The sequence below is a fragment of the Bradyrhizobium diazoefficiens USDA 110 genome (genome assembly GCF_000011365.1).
GTDB lineage: Bacteria > Pseudomonadota > Alphaproteobacteria > Rhizobiales > Xanthobacteraceae > Bradyrhizobium > Bradyrhizobium diazoefficiens.
Genome location: NC_004463.1, coordinates 5,234,010 through 5,249,073 on the forward strand (window position 1 = coordinate 5,234,010; position 15,064 = coordinate 5,249,073).

Annotated in this window: 15 protein-coding genes; 7 read left to right on the top strand and 8 right to left on the bottom strand. The window is 64.7% G+C overall.

The window, feature by feature from the left end; genetic code table 11:
• The first annotated feature begins 325 nt into the window (after window positions 1-325).
• From BJA_RS23725 to BJA_RS23750, 6 genes are all read left to right on the top strand, one after another.
• The gene (locus BJA_RS23725) at window positions 326-478 is read left to right on the top strand and encodes a DUF1127 domain-containing protein (protein ID WP_007590701.1); all 153 of its coding nucleotides are present in this window, start codon (window positions 326-328) and stop codon (window positions 476-478) included.
• A 126-nt stretch (window positions 479-604) separates the two neighbouring features.
• Window positions 605-2,032 (top strand): methylenetetrahydrofolate--tRNA-(uracil(54)-C(5))-methyltransferase (FADH(2)-oxidizing) TrmFO, encoded by a 1,428-nt coding sequence (gene trmFO, locus BJA_RS23730; protein WP_011087495.1) that lies wholly within the window; start codon window positions 605-607, stop codon window positions 2,030-2,032.
• A 7-nt stretch (window positions 2,033-2,039) separates the two neighbouring features.
• Entirely contained in the window at window positions 2,040-3,134 is a 1,095-nt protein-coding gene (locus tag BJA_RS23735) for a serine/threonine protein kinase (RefSeq protein WP_063921622.1), read from the top strand.
• A gap of 73 nt (window positions 3,135-3,207) precedes the next feature.
• Window positions 3,208-3,786 (top strand): CAP domain-containing protein, encoded by a 579-nt coding sequence (locus BJA_RS23740; protein ID WP_011087497.1) that lies wholly within the window; start codon window positions 3,208-3,210, stop codon window positions 3,784-3,786.
• 91 nt (window positions 3,787-3,877) lie between these two features.
• Complete coding sequence (locus BJA_RS23745; protein ID WP_038967262.1) at window positions 3,878-4,291, top strand: GFA family protein; 414 nt, start codon at window positions 3,878-3,880, stop codon at window positions 4,289-4,291.
• Between the two features lie 25 nt (window positions 4,292-4,316).
• Window positions 4,317-5,495: an aminotransferase class V-fold PLP-dependent enzyme gene (locus BJA_RS23750; protein ID WP_063921469.1), complete on the top strand. Its 1,179-nt coding sequence runs from the start codon at window positions 4,317-4,319 to the stop codon at window positions 5,493-5,495.
• Window positions 5,496-5,511: 16 nt separating this feature from the next.
• Here the strand turns inward: BJA_RS23750 and BJA_RS23755 are convergent, their stop codons facing one another.
• The 6 genes from BJA_RS23755 to yajC are packed head-to-tail and all read right to left on the bottom strand — an operon-like array spanning window position 5,512 to window position 11,165.
• Window positions 5,512-6,756, bottom strand: coding sequence for a threonine ammonia-lyase (locus BJA_RS23755; protein ID WP_011087499.1), 1,245 nt, complete (start codon window positions 6,754-6,756; stop codon window positions 5,512-5,514).
• Between the two features lie 45 nt (window positions 6,757-6,801).
• Window positions 6,802-7,665, bottom strand: a complete 864-nt coding sequence (locus tag BJA_RS23760) for a phytoene/squalene synthase family protein (protein WP_011087500.1) — start codon at window positions 7,663-7,665, stop codon at window positions 6,802-6,804.
• A complete protein-coding gene (locus BJA_RS23765) occupies window positions 7,662-8,045 on the bottom strand; it encodes an Mth938-like domain-containing protein (protein WP_011087501.1) in 384 nt (127 codons plus the stop codon). The genes BJA_RS23760 and BJA_RS23765 overlap by 4 nt, the downstream gene beginning before the upstream one ends.
• A 60-nt stretch (window positions 8,046-8,105) precedes the next feature.
• Window positions 8,106-9,125, bottom strand: coding sequence for a protein translocase subunit SecF (gene secF, locus BJA_RS23770; RefSeq protein WP_011087502.1), 1,020 nt, complete (start codon window positions 9,123-9,125; stop codon window positions 8,106-8,108).
• 10 nt (window positions 9,126-9,135) lie between these two features.
• Window positions 9,136-10,740, bottom strand: coding sequence for a protein translocase subunit SecD (gene secD, locus BJA_RS23775; RefSeq protein WP_011087503.1), 1,605 nt, complete (start codon window positions 10,738-10,740; stop codon window positions 9,136-9,138).
• A gap of 47 nt (window positions 10,741-10,787) precedes the next feature.
• Window positions 10,788-11,165 carry a preprotein translocase subunit YajC gene (gene yajC, locus BJA_RS23780; protein ID WP_011087504.1) on the bottom strand — a complete coding sequence of 126 codons (378 nt, stop codon included), beginning with the start codon at window positions 11,163-11,165 and terminating at the stop codon, window positions 10,788-10,790.
• Between the two features lie 180 nt (window positions 11,166-11,345).
• Here yajC and BJA_RS23785 point away from each other — a divergent pair, with 180 nt between their 5' ends.
• Complete coding sequence (locus BJA_RS23785; RefSeq protein WP_011087505.1) at window positions 11,346-12,350, top strand: ATP-binding protein; 1,005 nt, start codon at window positions 11,346-11,348, stop codon at window positions 12,348-12,350.
• 76 nt (window positions 12,351-12,426) lie between these two features.
• Here BJA_RS23785 and BJA_RS23790 read toward each other — a convergent pair whose 3' ends face one another.
• Together BJA_RS23790 and BJA_RS23795 are read right to left on the bottom strand one after the other, a co-directional pair.
• Window positions 12,427-13,890 (bottom strand): arylsulfatase, encoded by a 1,464-nt coding sequence (locus BJA_RS23790; protein ID WP_011087506.1) that lies wholly within the window; start codon window positions 13,888-13,890, stop codon window positions 12,427-12,429.
• Between the two features lie 105 nt (window positions 13,891-13,995).
• Window positions 13,996-15,063, bottom strand: a complete 1,068-nt coding sequence (locus tag BJA_RS23795; protein WP_162494106.1) for a SphA family protein — start codon at window positions 15,061-15,063, stop codon at window positions 13,996-13,998.
• Between the last annotated feature and the right edge of the window lies 1 nt (window position 15,064).

The following is a 15,064-nucleotide window of genomic DNA, read 5'->3' on the forward strand; positions in this document are numbered from 1 at the left end:
ATGCGATTCGCGCATGCGGGACTTGGGCTTACAAGCTGCCGCATCGCCTTGCTGGTCACCGGAATGCAACATATTTCGATCATCACGGGAACCGCAGGGGTCGGCATAAACCCGTGATCTCACGGAGATTTATTGCAATCTACAACGGCTGGCGCCCAGCTCTTGGGCGGGACTGCCAAGAGGTTAATCGCCCCTTACCGATGCCATGCGTCCTTCGCTTAGCTGCATCGCAACATCGGAACTTTCGCAGTGCACCACTCTCACCTATATTCATTTCAACGATGACGCCCGGGCAAGGGCTGAATCGAACTACAGGAGACTACCAATGCTGCTCTCGCTCATCCGCATGATCCAGGCCTTCCGGGACTATCAGCGCAATGTTGCCGAGCTGTCCCAGCTCAGCGATCGCGAACTGGCCGACATCGGCCTCGATCGCTCGGACATCCCGCGCGTTGCCGCCGGTCAGTATCAGGGCTGATATCCTTCAGCCCTTCACCGGACGAACCGATAGCGCCCGCCTCGTGCGGGCGTTGTCGTTTCTGATGGCAGAAAACTCGATCTCGGCGATTCCACTGACCGCCGAAAAGCGCTACCTGTCCGCCCCATGACAGGACCCCATTCCAATATTGTGCATGTGATCGGCGCGGGCCTTGCCGGCTCGGAGGCAGCCTGGCAGGTCGCCAAAGCCGGCGTGCCCGTGATGCTGCACGAGATGCGGCCGGACCGCATGACCGAGGCGCACCGCACCGACGGGCTCGCCGAGCTCGTCTGCTCCAATTCGTTCCGCTCGGACGACGCCGCCAACAACGCCGTCGGCCTGCTCCATGCGGAGATGCGCCGCCTCGGTTCGCTGATCATGCGCGCGGCCGATGCCAACCAGGTTCCCGCCGGCGGTGCGCTGGCGGTCGATCGCGACGGTTTTTCGGCGGCCGTCACCAAGGCGCTGAACGACCACCCCCTGATCGAGATCGCCCGTGGCGAGATCGCAGGCCTTCCGCCGGCCGACTGGGGCAACGTCATCGTTGCGACCGGGCCCCTCACCTCCGCACCGCTGGCCGATGCCATCCGCGAACTGACCGACGAGAACGCGCTCGCCTTCTTCGACGCGATCGCGCCGATCGTGCACCGCGAATCCATCGACATGTCGGTGGCCTGGTTCCAGTCTCGCTATGACAAGGTCGGCCCCGGCGGCAACGGCGCCGACTACATCAACTGCCCGATGACCAAGGAGCAGTATGAGGGCTTCGTCGCCGCGCTGATCGCCGGCGAGAAGACCGAGTTCAAGGAGTGGGAGACCAACACGCCCTATTTCGACGGCTGCCTGCCGATCGAGGTGATGGCGGAGCGCGGCCCCGAGACGCTGCGCCATGGTCCGATGAAGCCGGTCGGCCTCACCAATCCGCACGATCCGACAACGAAGGCCTACGCGATCGTGCAGCTGCGCCAGGACAACAAGCTCGGCACGCTCTACAACATCGTCGGCTTCCAGACGAAGCTGAAATACGGCGAACAGCAGCGCATCTTCCGCACCATTCCCGGGCTGGAGAAGGCCGAGTTCGCCCGCCTCGGCGGCCTGCATCGCAACACCTTCCTCAACTCGCCAAAGCTGCTCGACGGCCAGCTGCGGCTGCGTGCGCAACCGCGGCTGCGCTTTGCCGGACAGATGACGGGCTGCGAGGGCTATGTGGAGTCGGCCAGCGTCGGCCTGATCGCCGGCCTTTACGCAGCAGCCGATGCCCGCGGCGAGACGCTGGCGAGCCCGCCTGCCACGACGGCGCTGGGATCGCTGCTCGGACACATCACCGGCGGCCATATCGAGACCATCGAGCCCGGCACGCGCTCGTTCCAGCCGATGAACATCAATTTCGGCCTGTTCCCGCCGCTTGCAAGCGCTCCGACGAAAAAGCCCGACGGCACGCGCCTGCGCGGCAACGAGAAGACGGTGGCCAAGAAGCAGGCGATGAGTGCACTGGCGCTTGCCGATCTCGATCGCTGGATCGCCGATCATTTGCGCATCGCCGCAGCAGCGTGAGTTGTCGATGAGCCTCCCCAAAGACGACGCCGCGACGCTCTCGGCGCGCTGGACCGAGGGCGTGCTGCTCAAGCGCGACGTGTTCTCGACCGTCGAGCGCGGCCGCTTTCGTGCCGACACCGGCGAGGTCGATGCGGTGCTGCGCCGGCTCGACGAGGTGCCGTGGTGGTCGTTCCTGCTGGCCCGCCATCTGTTCGCGCGCGAGAAGCATGCGCTCGCCCTCGCCAAGGGCCTGAACGTCGGTCCCGAGCTGCTGTGGGCCGGACGCCGGGCGCTGGTGCGCGGCTTCGTCGACGGCGTCGCGCTGCATCTGGCAAAACCGCATGGCGACCTCGCCTATTTCCGCTCGGCCAAGGCGGCGCTGCGCCGGCTGCGCCGCGCCGGCATCTGCCACAACGATCTTGCCAAGGAGCAGAACTGGCTGGTCGGCCGCGACGGCCGCGCCTATGTGACCGACTTCCAGCTCGCCGCCTGCTTTGCGCGCCGCGGCCGGCTGTATCGCATCCTCGCTTATGAAGACCTCCGGCACCTGCTCAAGCACAAGCGCTCCTACGCGCCCGAGGCGCTGACGCCGCGCGAGCGCAAGATCCTGGCGAAGAAATCATTTGCCGCGAGCCTGTGGCTCGCCACCGGCAAGAAGGTCTACCGGGCGATCACGCGCGGCCTGTTCAATTTCACCGATCGCGAGGGCGGTGGGCGCCGCCTCGTCAACGACGCGCCGGTGCTGGCGGAGCTGATCCGCAAGAATCCCGCCGTGCGCGACACCGCCATCGTCGCCTTTGCCGACCGCCGCTCCGGCGTCGGGCTCTATGCCTTCGTCGAAGCCGATCAGGCCACGCTCGAAGGCCAGATCCGCAACGAGCTCACGGCCGCCAAGGGTCCGAAACCACCGGAACACATCCAGGTGGTGCATGCACTGCCGCGCGACACCAGTGGCAAGCCGCGCACCGAGATCCTGCAACTGGTCGCCATGAACCAGCTCGACCTGATCGAGCCGATGATGAAGAACGACCAGGACCGCGCTTTCCTCAAGGACATTCTGGAGCAGCGCAAAAACCTGCGCGACCGCTTCAATTTCGAGGCGGACCTGCCCGCGGGCTGACGGAAGCAATGCGCCTTGAAGCGTCCACATTGGCGATAGAGAAGCAGTCGGATAACGCAGGCGTGGCGGGGTCATGAGCACTCGGGGGACGATGAGGCATCGCGTGGTCGGCGGCATGATCGCCGGCCTTCTGCTGTTGGCAGCGACGCCCGCAATGGCCGAAACCCCGGCCGAGCTGATCTCCAGCTTCCGCCTCAAGCACGGTGAAGTTCGCGTCGTCCGCGATTCAACCCTCGACCGCATCGCCATGGACCAGGCGCGCGCGATGGCGGCGAAGGACGACCTCAGCCACGACGCTCTCGGACCGTTCAACCGCCGCGTCGCACCGGCCGGCGCGGGGCGCGCCGCCGAGAACATCGCCTATGGCTACGACAATTTCGAGAAGACGCTCGGACAGTGGATCGACTCGTCCGGACACCGTAAGAACCTGTTGCTGCACAACGCCTCCCGCGTCGGCATCGCCAGCGCCAAGAATGCCAGCGGCAAGCGAACCTATTGGGCCATGGTGATCGCAGGCGACTACGAGCCGAAGGGCAAGGGCAAAGGCAAGAAGGACGGGGAGCCGCTGGTTGCCGTGAAGCGCGAGGCCGCGCCCGCGAAGAAGCCAAAATCCAGCGAGTGCCACATCAAGCTGCTCAGCCTCTGCATCTGAGACGACACGCTGCGCGGCAACCACTGTTGCGTGCGCTCCTCCGGCCGGCCAATATGCCATGCCGCTGTCTTGGACCAATTCGAGGCGATCAATGGCCAAAAAATACACCGCTCAATGCGCCTGTGGCGCCATCAAGTTCGAATTCGACACCGATCCGTCCTTCATCGCCAATTGTCATTGCAACGACTACAAGCGCGCCTCGGGCGGCGAGATGGCAACTTTCTTTGCCGTGCCGGAGGATGACTTCACGCTGCTCAGCGGCAAGCCGAAGGCCTTTCACTACGTCGCGAACTCCGGCAAAGGCCTCGACCGCAACTTCTGCCCCGAATGCGGCTCGCGGGTGTTCACCTCGAACCTCGACAGCTTCCCCAAAACGGTCTTCGTTCAGTTGGGAAGCCTCGACCGGCCCGACCTGGTCGCACCGAAGCTCGAGATGTTCACCAAACGTCGCCTGTCGTGGAATACCCCGCTCCACCTGCCGCAGTTCGAACAGATGCCGCATTGACGCGGCCAAAGCGCGAGAGCCCCGTTTGATCGACATCGACCAAATACGCATCGACACACCGGCCGCTGAGCGGATCGCCTATCTGCACAACGCAGGCGCGGCGCTCATGCCGACGCCCGTCGTCGCGGCGATGAAGGAGCATATCGACCTCGAGAGCGAGATCGGGGGCTATGCCGCCGCCGACCGCGAGGCGCGCCGGCTTGATTCAGTCTACAGCTCGGTAGGCCGCCTGCTGAATGCCGCGCCCGATGAGATCGCGCTTCTGGAGAACGCGACGGTCGCCTGGCAGATGGCGTTCTATGCGCTTGCGTTTCGCAAGGGCGATCGCATCCTGACCGCCGAGGCCGAATACGCCGCCAACTATGTCGCCTTTCTTCAGGTCGCCAGGAGAACGGGCGCGGTTATCGAGGTCGTGCCGAGCAATGCCAGCGGCGAGCTCGACATCCACGCGCTCGAACGCATGATCGACGAGCGCGTGAAGCTCATCGCCATCACCTGGGTTCCGACCAACGGCGGGCTGGTCAATCCCGCGGCGGCCGTCGGCAAGATCGCGCGGGCGCACGGCATCCCCTATCTGCTCGACGCCTGCCAGGCGGTCGGCCAGATGGCCGTCGACGTCGAAGCCATCGGCTGTGACATGCTGTCGGCAACGGGGCGCAAATTCCTGCGTGGCCCGCGCGGCACCGGGTTTCTCTACGTTCGCCGAGCTCTGCTGCAACGGCTCGAGCCGCCGATGATCGACCACTTCGCGGCGCCCTGGGTCTCGCGCAATCAATATCGGCTCCGTGACGATGCGCGCCGTTTCGAGACCTGGGAGAACAATTACGCAGCGCGGCTCGGGCTCGGCGCTGCCGTCGACTACGCGCTCGAGATCGGCATGGGCCCGATCGAGCAGCGCTGCCGCCTGCTGGCGGACCGCCTTCGGGGCGGCCTCGCTTCCGTTCGCGGCATCACCATTCGCGACCTCGGACGCACACCAGGCGCCATCGTCAGCTTCACGATGGACGGGTATGAGGCGGACGCGATTGTCAGTGGTGCCGCTGCCGCCGGCATCACCATCGGTGCTTCACATCCGTCGAGCACCCGCATCGACGCCGAGATCCGGGCGCTGCCGCCGCTCGTGCGCGCCTCCCCGCATTATTACAACACCGAAGCCGAGATCGACCGGCTGATCGGCCACCTCGCGGGCCTGACGCCGCGATAGCGGACGGCCGCGCCGCTCAGGTGCAGCGCGCGCTCAAGCCGGAAGCACTGAGCCTCGCCATGACCTCGTCGAGATGGGCGCTGTCGCGGGTCTCGATCACGAGTTGCAGTAGCGTCGCCTTGGCCGGCAGGTCGGAGAAGGTCCGCTGATGCGAGACCTCGATGATGTTGGCGCCAGCCTCGGCCAGCAGCGCAGCCACCGCCGCCAGCTGCCCGGGCCGGTCAGGAATGTCGAGGGACAACTGGGTCAACCGTCCCTCGCGCGCCAGTTCGCGGGTCAGGACGGAGGCGATCAACCGCGTGTCGATATTGCCGCCGCTCAGCACCAGGCCGACCTTCTGGCCGGCAAAGCGGGACGGGTCGGACATCAGCGCGGCAAGGCCGGCGGCGCCGGCGCCCTCGACGACCGTCTTCTCGATCGAGATCAGGGTCGCGACCGCGCGCTCGAGCTCGGCCTCGTTGACCAGCGCGATGTCGTCGACGAGGCGCCGGACGATTTCAGTCGTGATCTTGCCGGGCGACTTCACCGCGATGCCCTCGGCGAGCGTATCGCCGCGCGCCGGCAGATTGCCGTCATGGATGGCGTTGTACATCGAGGGATAGAGCCAGGCCTCGACGCCAAGAATCCGCAGCGATGGCTTGATCGATTTCGCGGCAATGCCGATCCCGCTGATCAGGCCGCCACCGCCGATCGGGACAACCAGCGTGTCGAGCTCCGGCACCGCCTTCAACATCTCCAGCCCGACGGTGCCCTGCCCCGCGATCACAAGCGGATCGTCGTAAGGGTGGACGAAGATCATGCCGTGAGCTTCACCGTGGCTGCGCGCAAACGCGGCCGCCTCCTCCAGCGTCGCGCCCGTCACCACCACCTCCGCGCCGTGGTGCTTCGTGTTCTCGATCTTCACCATGGGCGTGCCGACCGGCATCACGATGGTGGCGGGAATGCCGAGCCGCCTGGCGTGATAGGCGACGCCCTGCGCGTGGTTGCCCGCCGACATGGCGATGACGCCGCGCATACGCTCCTCCGGCGTCAGCGCGGTGAGGCGGTTGAGCGCGCCGCGCTCCTTGAACGAGGAGGTGAACTGGAGGTTCTCGAATTTGAGCCAGATGTCACAGCCGCAGATGTTGCTCAGCGTGCGGCTGTAGCTGCAGGGCGTCTCGACGACGGCACCGCGGATGGTCTCGGCGGCTGCCTGAATGTCACCAGGCGCGACCGGAAGGCCGCTGAGATCGGAGGACGTGGTTTGGGACAAGTCAGCCATGGGACAGCATAGAGCATTTGCCCGGCTCGGGCGACAAGCCAACCGCTATTTGGTAAATTCCCGGGAACGTGAAGCCCGCCAGAGCGTCCACAGCGTGCGCAGCCGCGACGAAGGCTGCGGCGCAAACGGATTGCGTCCCGGACGCGCCAGGCGCTTGAGGTCGGCCTGCGCCTGGCTCAGCGGCAGGAACGCCGGCCGCACCGACGACGGCGCCTGCGCCAGCAGCGACGAGGCTGTCGTCGCATGCTGCCGGGCCTCACCCGCAAGCTGCTCGAGCACCGCATGGAGGTTGGGCGTCTGCCTGCTGGCGAACACATCCTCCATGTTGCAATTGTGGCTCGCCAGCACCTGCTGCGGCAGGAACAATTGCCGGTGCGCGGCATCGCGCGGCAGGTTGACGATGACCTGCACGATGCCCTGCGCCAGCCCGGCATGACGGGCAAGGTGCTCGACCGCCTCCGACGGCGGCCCCATGATCCGTGCCGCGAGCATGAACAGCGCCGATGAAGTCGCGGCCAGATAGCCTTCCAGCGCCGCCATGGTCGGCATCGGATCGTTGTAGAGATCGAACTGATGCTCGTCGGCGAGCAGCGACAACGGCTCGACCGGCAGGTCGAAATCGCGGATCGCGCGCAGCAGCTCGGCCGCGACCGGATTGCCCTCGGCGCTGCCATGGACATGGCCGGCAAGCATGTCGGTCCACCATTGCAGGCGGATCTCGCCGGGCAAGGGCTGGCTCACCTGGTCGCGGACCCGGACGATCTCGACATTGAAGGCATAGAGCGCGAGCAGCGCACGGCGCTCGGCGGCGGGCGCGAACAGGGTCGCGACATAGCGCGGAAAATCGTGGCTGCGCACGAGATCGGCGCAGAAGGCGACGGAATCGGGCGAAGATGCAGCGCTGCTCATGGCACGGCGATCAGCGCGGCCGCAACGCGGCGCCGTTCGCCGATCATGATGTTGTAGGTGCGCACGGCCGGGCCGGTCTGCATCGTGTCCAGCACCACCCTCACCGCCTTCAGAGCCTGCCGCAGCGCCGGCGGCGGCAGCCAGACCCCGGTTCCGGTGCCAATCAGGAGCGTATCGATGCTGTTGGCGGCCGCGAAGACCCGATCCAGCGAATAGCGGTCGATCTTCGCGGGGTCCGTCACATCCCAGGCCCAGATCGCGTCAGGCAGGCAGAGCAGCGATCCCCGATGCGACATGCCGGCAAAGGCGAAGCCGCCCTTGCCATAGGCCTCGATCGGCGCCGAGCGCGGGAAATGCGGTGCGTTGGGATCGCCGGCCATGAGGTTCGTCCGAATGGGCTTACTGCCCTCGCAAACGCGTGCGAGGGCGTGCGGTTCGGATCATGCCTTGTTTTTCTTCGCCGGCGTAGCCGTATCCGGCGCATCTTCGCGATGCTCGCCGACGCCGAGATAGATCAGGATCGGCGCCGCGATGAAGATCGAGGTGTAGGTGCCGACCAGCACCACGCCGAACATCATCACCGCGGTGAAGCTGTGGATGGCGTGACCGCCGAACAGCAGCAGCGCGAGCAGCGCCAGCGTCACCGTGACGTGGGTGATGATCGAGCGCGACAGCGTCGAGTTGATGGACTCGTTGAGCAGCTGCGGCATCGGCATCTTCTTGTAGCGCCGCAGCATTTCACGGATACGGTCGTAGATGACGACCGTGTCGTTGAGCGAATAGCCCAGAATGGTCAGAAGCGCGGCGATGCTGGTCAGGTCGAAATCGACCTGACTGATCGACATGAAGCCGATCGTCAGCACGATGTCGTGCACGTTGGCGATCATGGCGCCCAGCGCGAACTGCCATTCGAAGCGGAACCAGAGATAGATCAGGATCGCGACGATCGCGAGCATCAGGCCGAGCATGCCGTAGGCCAAGAGCTCGCCGGCGACGCGCGGACCGAGCACCTCGACGCGGCGGTACTCGATGGAATCGCCGAGCGCGGTACGGACCTTCTGCACGGCCTCCTGCTGGGCGGTATCGCCGCCCGGCTGCTCCGCGACGCGGATCAGGACGTTCTCGGGCCCGCCGAACTGCTGGAGCTGGACCTCGCCCAGACGCAAGCCATCCAGCGTCGTGCGCATCGCCGCGATGTCGGCGGCGCCGGACTTGGCCCGCACCTCCAGCAACGTGCCGCCCTTGAAGTCGATACCGAGGTTCAGGCCGTGGGTGAAGAACAGCGTGATGGCGACGATCGACAGCGCCGCCGAGATCGGGAAGCTGATGCGGCGGAATCGCGTGAAGTCGAAATGCGTGTTGTCCGGGACGATGCGCAACGACGGCAGCAAGCCGAGGGCCGCGACCACGGTGAGAATAGTAATGAGGACGCCGAGCCCGATGAGAACGGTGTGATTCACAATCAGGCTCCTAGATCGGCACGCTCTGCGGCCGCTTCCACCGCACCCACCCGGCGACGATCAGCCGGGTCAGGGTGAAGGCGGTGAACACCGTGGTGATGATGCCGATACCGAGCGTCACGGCGAAGCCGCGCACCGGGCCGGTGCCGATGTAGAACAGCACCGCGGCGGCAATGAAGGTGGTGATGTTGGAATCGAGGATGGTCGCGAGCGCCCGCTTGAAGCCGGCGTCGATCGCCGAGATCGCGTTACGGCCGCCGCGCAGCTCCTCGCGGATGCGCTCGTAGATCAGCACGTTGGAGTCCACGGCGATGCCGACGGTGAGCACGATGCCGGCGATGCCGGGCAGCGTCAGCGTGGCGTTGAGCAGCGACAGCAGGCCGAAGATCATGGCGACGTTGATGGCCACCGCGATGTTGGCGAACACCCCGAACAGCCGATAGGTCACGAGCATGAAGATGATGACCAGGATCGAGCCGACGTAAGCCGCAAGCTCGCCCTTCTCGATCGAGTCCTGGCCAAGGCCCGGACCGACGGTGCGCTCCTCGACCACGGTGAGCGGCGCCGGCAGCGCGCCGGCGCGCAGGAGGATCGCGAGATCGTTGGCCGATTGCACGGTGAAATTGCCGGAGATCTGGCCCTGACCGCCGGTGATCGGCTCGCGGATGACAGGCGCCGAGATCACCTTGTTGTCGAGGACGATCGCAAACGGCAGCCCCACGTTTTCCTGCGTGGCTTGCGAGAACTTGCGCGCGCCCGACGTGTTGAACTTGAAGCTGACGACCGGCTCACCCGTGCGCTGGTCGAAGCTCGCCTGGGCATCGGTCAGGTCGCCGCCGGCGACCAGCACCTGCTTCTTGACCACGTAAGGTGTGGGCGGTGGCGAGGCGCTCATCAGCAGATCGGATTCCGGCGGCAACCTGCCCTGCTGCGCCTGATCCGGCGGCACGGAGGTGTCGACCATGCGGAATTCCATCTTCGCGGTCTTGCCCAGCAGTTCCTTCAGGCGGGTCGGGTCCTGAAGACCGGGGACCTGCACCAGGATGCGGTCGTTGCCCTGGCGCTGGATGACGGGCTCGACGGTGCCGAGCTCGTTGACGCGGCGCTCGACGATCTGGATCGATTGCTCGATGGTCTTGCGCATGCGGTCGAGCATCGCGGCCTGCGGGATGCTCAGGCGGATAACGCCGCCACCGGCATCGGTCACTTCAAGGTCGCGTTGACCGCTGGAGCCCATCAGACCGCCGAGCGGCTGGGCCAATTCGCGCAGCTTGGCGAGCGCCGGCTGCACATCGGTTTCCTTGGTGATGCGAACCTCGGCCGCGTCGTTGCGCACGGTGACGCCGCCGGTGAAGCCGATCTTGGCATCGCGCAGCGTCCGGCGAACGTCGTCGCGGACCTGGTCCAGCCTCTCCTTCTTCACATAGTTGGAATCGACCTCAAGCAGCAGATAGGAGCCGCCCTGGAGGTCGAGGCCGAGCACGAGCCGGCGCTGCGCCCAGGCCGGCCAGGTCTTGACCTGTGCCTCGGGGAAGAAGTTCGGGACCGCGCAGAGGCACACGATCAGCGCCGTCAGGATAATCCCCAGCGCCCTCCACCGCGTGAAATACAACATCGACTGGACCTGTCAGATCAGGAGACTTGAGATGCTCGCGGAAGCGTTCACTTCGACGCGGCGTCGTCCTTGGCGGCTTCCTTCGCGCTATCCTTGGATTCCTTCGCCGGCTCGCCCTTGGCGCGCACGCCGGAGATCATCTGGCGCATCTGCCGGACGCGGACGCCGTCGGAAATCTCGAACTCGATCTGGTCGTCATCGACGACCTTGGTGACCTTGCCGACGAGGCCGCCCGAGGTCACGACGGTGTCGCCGCGACGGATGTTCTTCACGAGGTCGGCGTGGTCACGGACCTTCTTCTGCTGCGGACGCAGAATCAGGAAGTACATAATCACGAAGATCAGGGCGAACGGCAGCAGCGACATCAACATGCTGTTGGTGTCGCCGGCGCCCGCGGCCTGGGCATACGCAGGGGTAATCAGCATTCGGACGATCCTTGTGACAACGGGGAAAGCCGGTCAGGCCCTCAAAGGCGACCGGCTCGGTCAAATTCGCGCGGACTATAGCGGCCACCGCCCCAATTGCAACGCTGCCAGACCGTCCTTTTGGTCACCTTGCGGCGCGCCGTCAGGCCCGATAAGGCTGCATTCTCAGGAACTTCGGACATGCCCAAAAAACCAAGCAAAAGCCCGGCCGGCAAAGGCCCCCGTACCCCTGCCAGGAAGCCTGCCCGCGTCGCGGCAAAACGCCCCACGGCAGCCTCCAAAGCAGTCTCCAAGGCGATCTCCAAGGCAGCGCCTGACCTCAACCAGGAGCGGATCGTCCTCGCCCTCGAGACCATTGCGGCGCACCTCTCCGCCCAGGGCAAGCCGGCGGCCGAACCCGAGTCGTTCGACCGGGCGGATGCCTATGTCTGGCATCCGGACGGCCGTCTCTCGGCGGTGCCGCGGGTCAGCCGCGTCGAGCTGTTCCTCCTCAAGGGCGTCGACCGGATGCGCGACATCCTGATGGAGAACACCGAGCGCTTCGCAGGCGGCCTACCCGCCAACAACGCCCTGCTCTGGGGCGCGCGCGGCATGGGCAAGTCGTCGCTGGTCAAGGCCGCGCATGCCAGCATCAATGCGGACCGCAAACCGGCCGACAAGCTGAAGCTGATCGAGATTCACCGCGAGGACATCGAGACTTTGCCCGCGCTGATGGAGCAGTTGCGCGCCTCGTCCTTCCGCTTCATCGTGTTCTGCGACGACCTCTCCTTCGACGGCAATGACGCCTCGTACAAGTCGCTCAAGGCCGTGCTCGAAGGCGGCATCGAGGGCCGGCCCGAGAACGTCATCCTCTACGCCACCTCCAACCGCCGCCATCTGCTCGCGCGCGAGATGATCGAGAACGAGCGCTCGACCGCGATCAATCCCGGCGAAGCGGTCGAGGAAAAGGTGTCGCTGTCGGATCGCTTCGGCCTCTGGCTCGGCTTCCACCGATGCAGCCAGGACGAATATCTCGCCATGGTGCGCGGCTATTGCAGCCATTTCGACATAAAGGTCGATGATGAGGCGCTGGAGCGCGAGGCGCTGGAATGGTCGACCACGCGCGGCTCGCGCTCGGGCCGTGTCGCCTGGCAATTCGTGCAGGAGCTTGCGGGACGACTGGGCGTGAAGCTCACGGCGCAGTAGCGGTCGGATCGTAACCCACTTACGGCTGTCTTTCCCCGAAGGCGGGGAATCAAGGGCGCGTGCGCATAAAAACCGGTTATGGCGGCGTGTAGGGATCTGGGGTGCCAAGTTTGATTGGAGGGTACTTCTTGAAGCTCGCTTCCAGTTCTCCGATGATTCTCACTGCGGGATCGGCGACCCAGGAGTTTTGCGCGGCAACATCACGCTCCTCCTTCCGGTCGGTCAGTAGATTGATGACTCTCGGCAAGGGCAATTTCTGCGGCGTGGCGTACATAGTTTCCTGCCAGATCAAATGGACTTTCCAGTTTCGCCATTTGACGGCTGACAGCCGGTCGGCCACGTAGGCGGGGAACCCTTCGCGGTTAGAGGCCTCCTGCTTGCCCAAAAAGAAATCTAGCTGATCCACGCCGTCAATCGCGCGATCCGTAGGGACCTCTGCGCCCCCGACCCGCGCAAGCGTCGTGAAGAGGTCGACGGTGTGAACGATTTCGTTGCTGATGCGGCCCGCCGGCACCTTGCCGGGCCAGCGAATGATGAACGGTGCCCGCAGTGAACCTTCCATCGCCGTGAAGTAAGTTCCGCGCCAAGGTCCGTTGTCACCCTCCCAGGGGTTGGTTGCCTCCGGGCCATTGTCGCTGGCGAATATCACAAGCGTGTCGTTTTCGATTCCTGCTTGCTTGATGGCATCGAGGATTTGCCCGGTGCGGTAGTCCATTTCGGCCAGGCAATCGGCCCAATCGCCGTTGCCGGTTCTACCCGCGAACTCAAGATTTGGAAGCGTCGGCATGTGAACGTGCGCGAACGGGACGTAGGCATAGAACGGCTTGCCTGAGCTCGCGTTGCGCTTGATGAACTCCACCGCACGGCTGGTGATCTCCGCGTCCATGGTGCGGCGGCGATCCTCATCCAGCACGGCGACCTGTCGAGGTTTATCGCCCTTGCGTGCTTCATAGATATGTTGAGGGTGAACGACTTTCGCATTCCAACCCTGCCTGTTTCCGACCGACGGCCACATGCTTCGTGTCTCGTCCAGGGACGGCCACATCGCCTCGTCATACGTGCGCGGGATGCCATACCACTCGTCGAAGCCCTGATTGGTCGGCATCCGGTCTTCGGCGCTGCCGAGATGCCATTTGCCCCACATCCCGGTCGCGTAGCCCTGCCCCGACAACAGCTCCGCGGTCGTGATCTCCCACTGTGTTAATCCGTCGGGGATGCCGCCGATCGGAACTTCGTACGTTCCGGAGCGGATGGCAAAGCGTCCTGTAAGCAGGGCCGATCGGGACGGCGTACACTGCGCTTCAACATTGAAGTTGAGGAGGCGGGTGCCCTCACCGGCGAGCGCGTCAATACGTGGCGTGGGCGCGCCGCGGAGGATACCGCCGCCATATACGCCCAACTCGCCGTAGCCCAGATTATCCGCGAGGATGACGACAATATTGGGATTCTTAGGTTGCTGCGCTGCGGCAGGCGCGCTCGCAATCGCTATGGCGGCCACTGATGCCAACGAACCGAGCCAGATGGTTTTGCTCTTCGGCATTTTTTGCCCTCAGATCAATAGGCCACCTTCCGACCAAGCTCGGCACCAATTCCCTACGTGCCGCTAGAGCCGGTTGCCGGTTTGTGCCTTTCTCCAGTTGATCCCCTACTTCGTCACCCTGTGCCGGGTCGGCGCAACGGTGCTTTCAGGTGCGGCGGGCGAAATCGCAAAGGTCAGCCAGGTATTCCAGCCCGACGGCCGGTTCGCCGCCTCGAATTCGCCATATCCCTTTATGTTCAGATATCCCTGCATGCCGCCGATCGGAAAAAGATAGCCGAACTGCGGACCGATGCCGAAAACTCGCGACCTGAATCCGCCAAGGGCCGGCAGTCCGCCGGTATCGTTGGAGACCTGCTGATAGGCATAGCCGACCAGACCTACGAAGGCCTGCTTTGAGAGAAATTTCGACGCGCCCCAATCGAAGTGGAAATCGACGCCGCTCTGAACCAGCGTGTCCGGGTTCTTGAAGTTGTATGTGAAGCCGCCGACGCCGGAGAATTCATATCCCGTCATCGGGTTGAGGTAAGTGTAACCCCCGCCTGCGTCGATGGCGCCATGACCGATACCGATGTTGGAGAGGCGGCTGGGTTCATAGGCGCCGACTGGAATGTCGCCGGTCACATAGGTCATGTAGTTGTGGACGCCGTCGTGCCACTTCATCGAGACCATGGGATAGAGGTCGCCGAACCCGGTGAGCGAGTCCGATATGCTTCCCGTGCGGGTCGCCGAAATCGGACCGAACCCAGTCGTCAGCGTGCCGTCAAGGGTCGTGCTGTTTCGGCCGTAAACGCCCATGACACCGACGGACAATTGCCCGCCGAGGACCGGCGTCGCGAACGTATACGTCGGAGCCAGAAACAGCAGGTCTGGCGGCGCTTTGAGATTTACGTTCAAGTTGACATTGACGTTCGGAGAGAAGCGGCCAATCTGAACTTCTCGGGCCGCTGCGGCAGCACCGGAGGCGGACACACTGGTGTGGTAATAGATCGTCCCGAGGGACCAGCCTGGGGCGGTGGGTGCCGCTGCCAGACTGCCGAACAGCCCCGGGACCCAGAACGAGATGCCGCTCTCGTCGGCGCTCGCGATTTGCGGCGAAAACGTGAGAGCTGCAACCACAACCGCGCTGAGCAGGGTCGGTTGAGAGGCACCCGCAAATTCCAACGTGGGCTTCATC

Bases quoted from the DNA above. Each gene is read 5' to 3' on its own strand.
- BJA_RS23725 (WP_007590701.1), top strand. From the start codon at position 326: ATGCTGCTCTCGCTCATCCGCATGATCCAGGCCTTCCGGGACTATCAG.
- trmFO (WP_011087495.1), top strand. From the start codon at position 605: ATGACAGGACCCCATTCCAATATTGTGCATGTGATCGGCGCGGGCCTT.
- BJA_RS23735 (WP_063921622.1), top strand. From the start codon at position 2,040: ATGAGCCTCCCCAAAGACGACGCCGCGACGCTCTCGGCGCGCTGGACC.
- BJA_RS23740 (WP_011087497.1), top strand. From the start codon at position 3,208: ATGAGCACTCGGGGGACGATGAGGCATCGCGTGGTCGGCGGCATGATC.
- BJA_RS23745 (WP_038967262.1), top strand. From the start codon at position 3,878: ATGGCCAAAAAATACACCGCTCAATGCGCCTGTGGCGCCATCAAGTTC.
- BJA_RS23755 (WP_011087499.1), bottom strand. From the start codon at position 6,756: ATGGCTGACTTGTCCCAAACCACGTCCTCCGATCTCAGCGGCCTTCCG.
- BJA_RS23760 (WP_011087500.1), bottom strand. From the start codon at position 7,665: ATGAGCAGCGCTGCATCTTCGCCCGATTCCGTCGCCTTCTGCGCCGAT.
- BJA_RS23765 (WP_011087501.1), bottom strand. From the start codon at position 8,045: ATGGCCGGCGATCCCAACGCACCGCATTTCCCGCGCTCGGCGCCGATC.
- secD (WP_011087503.1), bottom strand. From the start codon at position 10,740: ATGTTGTATTTCACGCGGTGGAGGGCGCTGGGGATTATCCTGACGGCG.
- yajC (WP_011087504.1), bottom strand. From the start codon at position 11,165: ATGCTGATTACCCCTGCGTATGCCCAGGCCGCGGGCGCCGGCGACACC.
- BJA_RS23785 (WP_011087505.1), top strand. From the start codon at position 11,346: ATGCCCAAAAAACCAAGCAAAAGCCCGGCCGGCAAAGGCCCCCGTACC.
- BJA_RS23790 (WP_011087506.1), bottom strand. From the start codon at position 13,890: ATGCCGAAGAGCAAAACCATCTGGCTCGGTTCGTTGGCATCAGTGGCC.
- BJA_RS23795 (WP_162494106.1), bottom strand. From the start codon at position 15,063: ATGAAGCCCACGTTGGAATTTGCGGGTGCCTCTCAACCGACCCTGCTC.